This window comes from Streptomyces cucumeris (assembly GCF_024295805.1).
Taxonomy (GTDB): Bacteria; Actinomycetota; Actinomycetes; order Streptomycetales; family Streptomycetaceae; genus Streptomyces; species Streptomyces cucumeris.
This window is the reverse complement of record NZ_JANCLX010000012.1, coordinates 179,381-190,964: the sequence shown is the minus strand read 5'-3', so window position 1 is coordinate 190,964 and position 11,584 is coordinate 179,381. Positions and strand designations below refer to the sequence as shown.

Genomic DNA, 11,584 nt, shown 5'->3' with positions numbered 1-11,584 from the left:
GCGTCCTCGCTGTGTGTGTTTCTTCAAAGGAACCTCGACCACATCGTGATGATGCGGACGGGGTATCAACATATCTGGCGTTGACTTTTGGCACGCTGTTGAGTTCTCAAGGAACGGACGCTTCCTTTGGAACCGTTTCACCGGTTCCTCCGGGCTTTTCCCTTCGGTCTTTCGTGTTTCCAACCTTACCAGATCCGTTTTCCGTTCCGTTTCCGGTCCGAATTCCGTTTCCGGCCCCCTGTTGGAGCGGGGTTTCGCGCCTTCCGGCGTGATCACTACTTTAGCGGATTTCCCCCGAGGCTCATAATCGAGCTTCCGAACCGAATTCCGGCATGCCGAAATCCATCCCGATGAGGGGCCGTGCAGTAGTGGTGTGCCGCCGGTGCGGCGTGAGTGCGTACCGGAGAACCGTTAAGGCTCCGTGGCAGCTCGGAGAACATTACGGATGGGCCTGGGCAGTGTCAACTCCCGTCGGCCACCCCGTCGGCCGAATGCCTCAGTCGAGGTCGGACAGCCGTCCGCCGGCGTCGGGTTGGTCCTCCTCCACCCGGCGCAGTACCCGCGTCAGCATCTCGCCGAGGGCACCGCGCTCCTCGATGGAGAGGTCCTGGAGCAGGTCCTCCTCGAAGACCGTGGCGCGGCGCATCGCCTCCAGCCACTTCTCCCGGCCGTCGGCGGTGAGCTCGACGATGACCCGGACCCGATTGTTCTCATCACGCTCACGGGTGACGAGTCCTTCGTTGACCATGCGGTCGATCCGGTGGGTCATGGCGGCGGGGGTGAGGCCGAGCCGCTTCGCCAGGTCGCCGGGGCCGAGCTGGTACGGGGAGCCGGAGAGGACGAGGGCCTTGAGCACCTCCCACTCGGCGTTGGTGAGGCCGAGGGTCGCGGACTGGCGGCTGTAGGCCACGTTCATCCGCCGGGTGAGCCGACTGAGTGCGCTGACCACCTGCTCGACCTGGGGGTCCAGGTCCCTGAATTCGCGCTGGTAGGCCGCGATCTGCTCATCGAGGCTCAGCAGGTCGTCCTGGTCGGGGGTCTCAGGCATGCCGCGCAGTATGACACGAAACTCATTGGCGCTGAAGTTCTTCGTTGTGTACTCTTAAGCATTGAAGTTTAGCTTCGAAGTCTTCATACTTCGACTGTCCGAGCTTCATCCCTGTTCAAACGACATCCCTGGGCACCTGTGTGCCCTCTTCGACCTAGGTAGGTGAGTGTGACCACCGCGATGGGCGCCGCGCTGCGCCGGATCCAGCTGGGCAACGCGCTGAGCGCGTTCGGCAACGGCTTCACTGTTCCGTTCCTCTTCGTCTATGTGGCGCAGGTGCGGGACCTCGGCGCGAATACGGCGGGTCTGGTGCTCGCCACGTTCGCGGTGGCCGCGCTGGTCGTGCTGCCCTTCACCGGTCGGGTGATCGACCGGCGTGGGCCGCTGTCCGTCGCGGTCGCGGGTGCGGTCGCGGCCGCCGTCGGATCGATGGGGCTCGGGCTGGCGGCCAGTGAGCCGCTGGTCATCGCGGCGGCCGGGGTGCTCGGCGCCGGGATGGCGGTGATCCAGCCCGCGCTGGCCACGCTGATCGTGTGGTGCTCGAGCACGGCCACCCGCTCACGGGCGTTCGCCATGCAGTTCTTCCTCAGCAACCTGGGCCTCGGGGTCGGCGGGCTGTTCGGCGGACTGCTGGTGGACACCTCCTCGCCGTCCAGCTTCGTACGGCTCTTCGCGATCGACGCGGCGATGTTCCTGGTGCTGGGTACGGCGGTCGCCACCGTGCGGCTGGCGAAGACACCGGTCTTCGCGGACGCGGTGCCGACGGACGGCAGCCTGAGCGCCCGGGGCGGCTGGCGCGCCCTGTTCCGGGACCGCGCCATGGTGCGGCTCTGTGTGCTGGGCTTCGTGATGTTCTTCGCCTGCTACGGGCAGTTCGAGTCGGGGCTGTCGGCGTTCGCGGTGGAGGTCGCCCATGTCTCGCCGACGATGCTGGGTGTCGCCCTGGCCGCGAACACGGCGGTCATCGTGGTGGCGCAGTTCGTGGTGCTCAAGCTGGTCGAGCGGCGCCGCCGCAGCCGGGTGATCGCGCTGGTCGGTCTGGTGTGGACGGCCGCGTGGGTGGTCGCCGGTTCCGCCGGGCTGGTGCCGGGGAGCCAGGTGCTGGGCACCGCCGCGATCATCTCGGCGTATGCGCTCTTCGGGCTGGGTGAGTCGATGCTGTCGCCCACGGTCGCCCCGCTGGTCGCGGATCTGGCGCCGCCGTCCCTGCTCGGGCAGTACAACTCGGCGTTCTCGCTGGTGAAGCAGCTCGCGCTGGCGATCGGCCCGGCGGTCGGCGGGCTGATGGCCGGGGCCGGTCTGTACGGCACCTACATCGCGTCGCTGATCGTCTGCTCGCTCGGCGTCACGGTGCTGGGGCTGCGGCTGGGCCGTCGGCTCACGGCCGGACAGGACAATCCGCTGCGCGCGCTCGCCGGTGGCTCGGTGCCCGCGCCCCGCAAGGAGCTCACGGAACTGAAGGAGCCGGTGGAGGCAGTGGCGGCGGAGGGCCGGCCGTCCGGGACGGTGACCGCCGCGGTCTGAGGCGCTCAGGCACCAACCGCTCGGGGGACAGCGCCCTGGTGGCATCGCCCTGGTGGGAGGAGTTCCGCTCCCGCCAGGGCGATGTCATACGCCGGTCCGCACGCCCGCCCGGTGCGCTAATCCCCCGGGAGGGCGAATTCGCACCACACCGCCTTGCCGCCGCCCGGTGTGCGGCGGCAGCCCCAGGACGAGGCGATGGTGGCGACGATCGAGATCCCACGCCCGGCCTCGTCCACCGGTTCGGCCCGGCGGCGGCGCGGCAGATGCTCATCCCCGTCCGTCACCTCGATGATCAGACGGCGGTTGGTGCGGCGCAGCCGCAGCCGCATCGGCGGTGTGCCGTGCTGGAGGGAGTTGGCCACCAGTTCGCTGGCGGCCAGCACGCCCAGGTCGCGCAGTTCGGTGGGGAAGCGCCAGCTGGCCAGGACGCCCGAGGCGAAGGCGCGGGCGCGGGGCGCGGCTTCCACTCCGCCGAGCAGCTCCAGTGCCGCGTTGTGGAAGAGCTCCGCGTCATGGCCGGTGCGGGCGGGGTGCTGGAGGACCAGTACGGCCACGTCGTCGTCGTGCTCGGCGGTGATGCCCAGGGCCCTGATCAGGCGGTCGCACATCACCTGGGGCGAGCCGGTGGCCCCCGCGAAGACCCGCTCGAGCGCGCCGACCCCGTCGTAGATGTCCTTGTCACGGCGCTCGACCAGGCCGTCCGTATAGAGGACGGCGCTGGCGCCGGGGCCGAAGGCGACGGAACCCGAGGTGTGCAGCCAGCCTCCGGTGCCCAGCGGCGGGCCGGTCGGTTCGGCGGCGCGGCGCACGGTGCCGTCCTGGTCGCGGACCAGGATCGGCAGATGGCCCGCGGAGGCGTAGACGAGACGGCCCTCATTGGGGTCGTGGACGGCGTAGACGCAGGTGGCGATCTGGTTGGCGTCGATCTCGGCGGCCAGCCCGTCGAGCAGTTGCAGCACTTCGTGCGGGGGCAGGTCCAGCCGGGCGTAGGCCCGGACGGCGGTGCGCAGCTGGCCCATCACGGCGGCGGCCCGCACTCCGCGGCCCATGACGTCACCGATGACGAGCGCGGTGCGTCCGGCGCCGAGGGTGATGACGTCGTACCAGTCGCCGCCGACGGCGGTTTCGGTGCCGCCGGGCTGGTAGGTGGCGGCGATCCTGAGGTCGTCGGGCTGCTCCAGCTCCTGGGGCAGCAGACTGCGCTGGAGGGTGACGGCGGCCTCGCGCTGGAGCCGCTCGCTGGCGCGCAGCCGCTCGGCGGCCTCCACCTGGTCGGTGACGTCCGCGCCGAAGACGAGGACGCCGCGGACGGGAGCGGTGGCCGTGGCCACCCCGGGCTCGGCCGCCACCCCGGGCTCCGTCGTAACGGTGGAGTCGGCCGCCACGGCCAGGGCGGGCTGGGCGGTGGCCGGGAGCGTCATCTCGATCGGCGAGCAGGTGAAGGTGTAGTAGCCGTGACGGGAGCGTCCGCCGCCCGGGGCCACCGCGTCCGGCTCGGAGCCCGGCGCCGTACCGGTCTCGGCGGCGGAGACCCGCCGGGACTTGACCGTACGGGGCTTGCCACTGCGCAGGACCTGGTCCATGAGCGGCAGCAGCCCCAGCTCCGTCAGCTCGGGCAACGCCTGACCGGCGGGCGCGCCGGGCACGCGGCGGCCGAAGAGGTCGGCATAGGCGTCGTTGGTGTAGGCGATGCGGTGGTCGGGGCCGTAGACGACCGCGACCAGGGCCGGGACCTGGCCGAGGACGTCATGGACGGACAGCCCGTCGAGCGTGGGAACGGCGACGGGGGCGTCGGGCTCCGGGGCGGTCACCGCCGCCGGGGCCGGTTCGCCACGTCCGGCGGGGTCGGCGCGCTCGCCGCGGGCCGCGGGAACGGAGCCGCCGCCCGGGGTGGGCGCGGGCTGCGGACGCCGCGCGGCGCGGTCGGCGCGCGACCCGGTGCGTCGCTGGGTTCGGGGGAGCCGGGCGCTCCAGCGCGTGAAGTTCACTGCGGATTACCTCGCGGGGTGGTGGCTGAGCAGCGCGCCGGCGCGGGATCGGGGAGATGGGTGCGGTGACGGGGGACGGCCCCCGGGGAGATGCAGCAAACTTCCGAATCCTCGCGATTGTCACTCTTTGCAGATACGAGCCCACCCATGGTCACACGTCCAGTGTGGCCGACCGGACTGACATCCGTCAGACGCCGATCGTGGGAGGGGAGTTCCCGGATCCGCTCCAGGGGATCAACTGGCTTCGGGGTGGCGGCCGGTGTCCGCGGCGAGTTTGAACTCGGCGCGCGGGTTCTCCAGCGACCCGAGCGAGACGATCTCCCGTTTGAACAGCCCGGACAGGATCCACTCGGCCAGGACGCGGGCCTTGCGGTTGAAGGTCGGCACCCGGCTGAGGTGGTAGGCGCGGTGCATGAACCAGGCCGGGTAGCCCTTCAGCTTCCGTCCGTAGACATGCGCGACACCTCGGTGGAGTCCCAGGGACGCCACCGAGCCGACGTACTTGTGCTCGTAGTCCTGGAGCGGGCGGCTGTGCATCGCGGCGATCACGTTCTCGGCGAGCACCTTGGCCTGGCGGACGGCGTGCTGCGCGTTGGGCGCGCATTCGGTGCCGGGTTCCTCGGCGGTGCGGTCCGGGACGGCCGCCGCGTCCCCGGCGGCCCAGGCGTGCTCCACCCCGTCCACCTGGAGCGCCGCGGTGCACTTGAGGCGGCCGCGCATGTTCCGCGGCAGATCGGTGGAGGCGAGGATGGGATGCGGTTTGACGCCCGCGGTCCACACCAGGGTGCGGGTGGGGAAGCGCGAGCCGTCGCTGAGGACGGCGACGCGGTTCTCGCACGCGTCCAGCCGGGTCTCCAGGCGTACGTCGATATTGCGGCTGCGCAGCTCGCGCACGGCGTACTGGCCCATCTCCTCGCCGACCTCCGGGAGGATCCGTCCGGTGGCCTCGACGAGGATCCACTTCAGGTCCTCGGGCTCGATGTTGTGGTAGTAGCGGACGGCGAACCGGGCCATGTCCTCCAGCTCGCCGAGCGCCTCGACGCCCGCGTAGCCGCCGCCGACGAACACGAAGGTCAGCGCCGCGTCGCGGACGTCGGGGTCCCGGGTCGAGGACGCGATGTCCAGCTGCTCCAGCACGTGGTTGCGCAGGCCGATGGCCTCCTCGACGGTCTTGAAGCCGATGCCGAACTCGGCGAGGCCGGGGACCGGGAGGGTGCGGGAGACGGATCCGGGGGCCAGGATCAGCTCGTCGTAGTGGATCTCGATCGAGCCGGTGCCATCCTCCTCGGTGGCGAGGGTTCTGACGGTCGCGGTGCGCTTGCCGTGATGGATCGCGGTGGCCTCACCGATGACGACCTTGCAGTCGGGGAGGACGCGCCGCAATGGCACCACGACATGGCGCGGGGAGATGGAGCCGGCCGCCGCTTCGGGGAGGAACGGCTGATAGGTCATATACGGCTCGGGGTCGACCACGATGACCTGTACGTCGCCTTGCCTCAGCTCTCGCTTCAGCTTCCGCTGGAGGCGCAGCGCGGTGTACATCCCGACGTAGCCACCGCCGACAACGAGAATGCGCGCAGGTTCCTTCACCCTCCCATGAGGCACGCACAGCCGCAGTTTGTCCACAGCCCCGACGGATTGTGTGACCGGAAGATGTGGTGCGGGCGACGGCCGGAATTCGGCTGAGCGTACGAAAGGTACGCAGGTCAGCAAGGGGGCGCGCGGCAGGAAGCGGGCGCAGTGGCAGGAAATGGCTGTTCGCTGCTCCGACCGGGGGGCGGTCTGTCCGGACCTACCCCCTTCTTTCTTGACCGAGGCTCAACTATGTTCGTACTTCGTCGGGGTTGTGACTGCCCCGGCAGTCTGGGCGGGGAGTCTCCGGGGGGAGACGTCATTACCGGGGGATCACTTATGCACCTTCAGGGTTCGTCATGGTCCGCAGCCGTCGCTTCCGCCGACGGAAATGGGGGCCGGAGCACTCCGCTGCGCGTGGACGCGCAGCGCAATCTCGAGCACGTTCTACGCGCGGCACGCGAGGTCTTCGGGGAGCTGGGGTACGGGGCTCCCATGGAGGACGTGGCGCGTCGGGCGCGGGTCGGGGTGGGCACCGTCTACCGGCGGTTCCCCAGCAAGGACGTACTGGTGCGCCGGATAGCCGAGGAGGAGACGGCCCGGCTCACGGACCAGGCCCGCTCGGCGCTGGGGCAGGAGAACGAGCCGTGGTCCGCGCTGGCCCGGTTCCTGCGCACCTCGGTGGCGTCCGGCGCGGGCCGGCTGCTGCCGCCGCAGGTGCTGCGGGTCGGGGTCGATGCGGAGACCGAGATCCGGGTGCCGCAGCAGCGGCAGGCCGCCTTAGCCACCACGGGTTCCCCGGCGCAGCCGGAGCTGCGGCTGGTCGAGCAGCCGCCCGTGGCACAGGACGGACCGGACGACGCGGGAGCGGCGACGCTGCTCGAGGTCGTCGGTCAGCTGGTGGAGCGGGCGCGGGCCGCGGGCGAGCTGCGCCCGGATGTGTCGGTCGCGGACGTACTGCTGGTCATCGCCACGGCGGCGCCTTCGCTGCCGGACGCGGCGCACCAGGCCGCGGCGTCGGCACGGCTGCTGGACATCCTGCTGGACGGGCTGCGGTCGCGTCCGGTCGGATGACATGAGGCCATGGCCCGCCGGATGAGGTGACGCGGTGACCGCCCCGGATGCCGGGGTGGTGGCGTGGCACGGACGGCGGACCGCGGATCCGTTCCCGTAGGTGTCGTATGACGGCCGGGCATATGGTGCCCGGCCGTCATACGGAGCGGCGGAATGCGGGGTCGTCGTGCGCTTGGGGGCCCCGCGTGAGGTCTCCTGTTGTGGTGCCGCCCGCCGTGGACAGGCGGGCTGCCGGACGCGGTGGGGGCATCGCGTCCGGCAGTGGGCTGTGCGATTCCGGCGGTCGGGGGCCCGCACGGTCTCGCGTTCGCCCGTTGGTTTCGGGTTCGTGCGCCACGTCTTCCCCGTCCGGGTGAACGTACGCCTGTGAGATGCGGGAAATTTTCGCTGCCCGGGAATCCGCGTGCCGGCGGTGTCCCGGCTGATGGCCGAAGGGCCGGTCAGCCGGTGGCCGAGGTGCGGTCCGTGGCACCTTCCGGGGTGCCGTCCGGGCCGGCTTCCGCGGGGTCGGGAGAGCTGGACTCCACCGGCTGGCCGAGGGCGCTCAGGGCGTCGTCGAGCAGGGCGATGACGTGCTCGGCAGAGAGGGACGTGCCGTCCACGCGCAGTTCCCCGAGGGTCGTCCGGCCGAGTGCCGCGGCGGCCCGTGTCTCGGTCCGGCCGGTCGCCTCCAGCATCAGCGGGGAGCGCGGCAGACTGCCGCGCCAGCCGTCGGCCGCCCCCAGCAGCCGTGCGGCGAGCCGCTCCTGTCCGCAGCCGGTCAGGAGGTACGCCGCGGATTCGGCCTGCTGGGCCATCAGCCCCTCCGTGCTGCTCACCTCGGCACCCTGCACCAGCGTGTCGCGCAGCACCCGCAGCCCGCCGGGCAGATCGCCCTCCTCCGCCAGGAGGCGGCCGTCCAGCCCGTGGGCGATGATCCAGAACTGCGGGGGCGGGGTGCCACGGTCGGCCCAGACCATCGCCTCGTCGTAGTACGCCCTGGCCTCGGCCACCTCACCGCGCCTGAGCCGGATGAGGCCGCGCAGCAACTGGTTGAAGGAACGTACGTCCAGCGCGCCGGACCGCTCCGCCTCCTCCTCCGAGCGGTCGATCAGTTCGGTGGCGTCGTCGAGGTCGCCCTCCTGCAGGGCGACGTCGGCCAGCCGGGTGTAGAGGAACGGCACCTCGGTGCGGGCGCCGATCTCCCGGGCGAGCCGCTGCGCCTCCTCGTAGGCGGCGCGTGCCTCGGGGAACCGGCCGCGCAGCGTGGCGATCTCGCCGTACGCGCCCTCCACCTGGGCGAGCATCCAGCGGTCGCCGACGCGGGCGCTGAGCTCGCGCAGCTCGTCCCAGTGGTCAACGGCGTTCACCGTGCCGCCGGGCATGTCGATGGCCAGATGGGTGCGGAACATGAGCGTCACGCCGACGGCCCAGTCGTCGCCGTGTTCCCGGCAGTTGGCCACCACCTGGTCCATCAGCGGCAGCACGCCGGCGTGGCCGTTGATGAGGAATCCGGCGAACGGCCAGAGCATCGCGGGGAAGCGGGCGCTCCGGGGGCCGGAGTGGACGCTGTAGGCGTCGCGGATGCGCTCGGCCCCGAGCCGTGTCGCCTCGTCCTGCGGATCCGGTCCGCTGTGCTCGGCGAGCAGGAAGAAGTGGAGCAGCCGCAGATCCATGAACTGCCAGTACCGGGTGACGGCCGGGTCGACGCCGTCCCGGCCCTCGGGGACCCCGGCGGGGATCGGGGCCGGGTCGCCGTACGGAGCGGCCCCGTCAGCCTCGTCGGTCCTGTCAGCCCGGTCGGCGCCGTCCGGCAGGCTCTCCAGGGCCAGGGCGGCACGCGTCCAGTCGGCACCCTCGTCCCGGTAGTTGCGCAGCCACCAGAACCAGCCCAGCGCGAAGATGATCGCGAAGAGGCTGTCCTCGTCGCGTGTGATCAGAGAACGCTGGAGAGCGGCCCGGATGTTGTCGAGGTCGGTCTCGACATGGCGCAGCCAGGGAAGTTGCTCGGCCGAGCGCAGCCGGGGCTCGGCGGTGCGGACGAACTCCACGCACCAGCCCGTGTGGCGGTCGAGGGCGGCGGCATGATCGGCGCGCTCCGCCTCGTTCTCGACAGCGCGTTCCGTCGTGTACTCGTGGATCGTCTCCAGCATGCGGTAGCGGGTCTCGCCCGCCGGAACGGCCGGATCGGCGACCGGGAGCGGTGCCGGGTGGTCGACGACCAGGAGCGATTTATCGGCCAGCGCCCCGAGCAGTTCCAGTACGTCATGGGGCGCGATCTCCGCGCCGGGGTGTGAAGAGGAGCGGGAGGGGGCGGGCGCATCGGCGCACACCACCTCCGCTGCCGCAAGGCTCCATCCGCCCGCGAAGACCGAGGCCCGGCGCAGCACGGTGCGTTCACGGTCGTCGAGGAGGTCCCAGGACCAGTCGACGACGGCTCTGAGGGTCTGCTGGCGCGGCAGGACGGTCCTGCTGCCGCTGGTGAGCAGCCGGAAGCGGTCGTCGAGCCGGTCGGCGATCTGGCGCGGGGTGAGCAGCCGCAGCCGGGCCGCGGCCAGTTCGATCGCCAGCGGCAGACCGTCCAGACGGCGGCAGATCTCGGCGACCGCCTCCCCCGTGGCCGGGTCCGCCGGGTCGAATCCGGGGCGTACGCTGCCCGCGCGCTCCACGAACAGCTGGTGGGCGGGGACCGGCGGCAGCGGTTCCAGGGGCCTGACGACCTCGCCGGGCACTCCCAGCGGTTCACGGCTGGTGGCCAGGACGGTCACGCCCGGACAGTGCGCGAGCAGGGTCTCGGCGAGCAGGGCCGCGGTGTCGATGACGTGCTCGCAGTTGTCCAGCAGGAGCAGCAGGGTGCGGTCGGCGCAGTACTCCACGAGGCGGCCGGTCGGATCCGCGGCGTCCGGACTGTTCGTACGGCCCTCCAGCCCGGAGGCGAGCAGCGCCGTCTCCCGGCGGCCGACCGCGCTCAGCACGGCGCCGGGGACGGCGGCGGGGTGGTCCAGGGGCGCGAGTTCGGCAACCCACACTCCGTCCGGGTAGCCGTCCGTCGCCGCCGCGGCGATCTCCTCGGACAGCCGGGTCTTGCCGGATCCGCCCGGGCCGGTGAGGGTGACCAGCCGTGCGCCGCCGAGGTCCCGGCGCAGGGCGCCGATCTCGCCCTGGCGGCCGACGAAGCTGGTGAGGCGGGCGCGGAGATTGCTGTGCGGGGGTGCCGGGGCGGCGGCCACCAGGACCGTGGCGGGGGCGGGCCGGGCCGCTCGGTCCGGGCCGTCGGCGCGCGGTTCACGGGCCGGCCGGGGCGCGGTGCCGCTCACGGCGCCCGGTTCCCAGGGGGCGGGCGTGCCGTCCGTGAGCAGCATCTGCCGGTGGAGCTCCTTGAGCTCCGCACCCGGATCCGTGCCGAGCCGGTCGGCAAGGGTCAGCCGCACCCGCTCGTACGCGGTGAGCGCATCGGCGTGGTGACCGGCCGCGCGCAGTGCCCGGATCAGCCGGAGGTGGAACGTCTCGTCCAGCGGATGGTCCGCGACCAGCTCCCGCAGCTCGGGTATCAGGTCCACGGCGCGGCCGAGCGCGAGATCGGCGTCGATCCGGCGGCGCAGGGCGGTCATCCGCAGGGCCTCGGGGCGGGCGGCGGAGGCGTTCCGGTCCGGGAGGTCCGCGAGGACCGGGCCGCGCCACAGGGCGAGTGCCTGGCGGAGGGCGGTGGCGGCCGCCCCGGCGTCGCCTGCGTCCAGGGCCCGCTTGCCGTCCTGGGTCAGCCGCTCGAAGCGCAGCAGGTCGACGTCATCGTGCGGGCTGGTCGTGGCGAGGCGGTATCCGCCGGGCGAGGAGAGCACGGCGTCCCTGCCGATGGCCCGGCGCAACCGCCCGACCAGCGCCTGGAGCGCGGCGGGTGCGTCGTGCGGGGGCTCCTGCGCCCACACCTCGTCGATGAGGACGTCGACGGGGACCGGTGCGGAGCGGGCGGCGCGGAGGGCGAGCGCGGCGAGCAGCGCACGGATCCGGGGGCCGCCGAGGGACAGGGCGTTCCCCTGCGCGTCGCGCGCTTCGCTGGTGCCGAGGATCAGATACCGCACGGGGGCCATTCTCCTAGGTTGCCGGTCGCGGAGCGGGGTGACGGGGCGGGTGGAAACGGCGTGGCGCTGTGGTGCGGACCACAGGGAGACGCCCAGGTCGGGGGAATGATCCATTCCGGCGCGGAGATCCGGCGCGGAGATCCGACGGGAGGCTCCGGCGGCGGGACGGATGGGACCGGTGGTTCCGTCTCCGCGACCGTCCGCCGCGCCGGTGCGCCCCACGCCCCACGCCGCGCCGGGCGTCCCCGAACCCACCACCCAACACTCCGCGGCCCCCACCCGCACCCCAATTACGCACGGGCCGGGAACGGGGCGGGAGC

The 11,584-nt window shown here is 72.1% G+C and carries 7 protein-coding genes; 2 read left to right on the top strand and 5 right to left on the bottom strand.

Features of this window, described 5'->3' with window-relative positions:
- Both NMK44_RS20020 and NMK44_RS20015 read right to left on the bottom strand, forming a co-directional pair.
- A partial coding sequence (locus NMK44_RS20020; protein ID WP_254744973.1) for a hypothetical protein occupies nucleotides 1-276 on the bottom strand: 276 nt, incomplete at its 3' end.
- A gap of 220 nt (nucleotides 277-496) precedes the next feature.
- Nucleotides 497-1,048, bottom strand: a complete 552-nt coding sequence (locus NMK44_RS20015) for a MarR family winged helix-turn-helix transcriptional regulator (RefSeq protein WP_254744971.1) — start codon at nucleotides 1,046-1,048, stop codon at nucleotides 497-499.
- Nucleotides 1,049-1,216: 168 nt separating this feature from the next.
- Between NMK44_RS20015 and NMK44_RS20010 the strand changes: the two genes are divergently transcribed.
- Nucleotides 1,217-2,572: an MFS transporter gene (locus tag NMK44_RS20010; protein WP_374215309.1), complete on the top strand. Its 1,356-nt coding sequence runs from the start codon at nucleotides 1,217-1,219 to the stop codon at nucleotides 2,570-2,572.
- Nucleotides 2,573-2,688: 116 nt separating this feature from the next.
- On the opposite strand, the gene NMK44_RS20005 is transcribed toward NMK44_RS20010, so the two are convergent.
- The gene (locus NMK44_RS20005; protein ID WP_254744969.1) at nucleotides 2,689-4,560 is read right to left on the bottom strand and encodes an ATP-binding SpoIIE family protein phosphatase; all 1,872 of its coding nucleotides are present in this window, start codon (nucleotides 4,558-4,560) and stop codon (nucleotides 2,689-2,691) included.
- 234 nt (nucleotides 4,561-4,794) lie between these two features.
- Nucleotides 4,795-6,150 (bottom strand): NAD(P)/FAD-dependent oxidoreductase, encoded by a 1,356-nt coding sequence (locus NMK44_RS20000; RefSeq protein ID WP_308358479.1) that lies wholly within the window; start codon nucleotides 6,148-6,150, stop codon nucleotides 4,795-4,797.
- A 321-nt stretch (nucleotides 6,151-6,471) separates the two neighbouring features.
- Here NMK44_RS20000 and NMK44_RS19995 point away from each other — a divergent pair, with 321 nt between their 5' ends.
- On the top strand, nucleotides 6,472-7,206 hold the full coding sequence (locus NMK44_RS19995; RefSeq protein ID WP_254744967.1) for a TetR/AcrR family transcriptional regulator: 735 nt from the start codon (nucleotides 6,472-6,474) through the stop codon (nucleotides 7,204-7,206).
- 440 nt (nucleotides 7,207-7,646) lie between these two features.
- On the opposite strand, the gene NMK44_RS19990 is transcribed toward NMK44_RS19995, so the two are convergent.
- Nucleotides 7,647-11,264, bottom strand: a complete 3,618-nt coding sequence (locus NMK44_RS19990) for an AfsR/SARP family transcriptional regulator (RefSeq protein WP_254744989.1) — start codon at nucleotides 11,262-11,264, stop codon at nucleotides 7,647-7,649.
- Nucleotides 11,265-11,584: the final 320 nt, after the last annotated feature.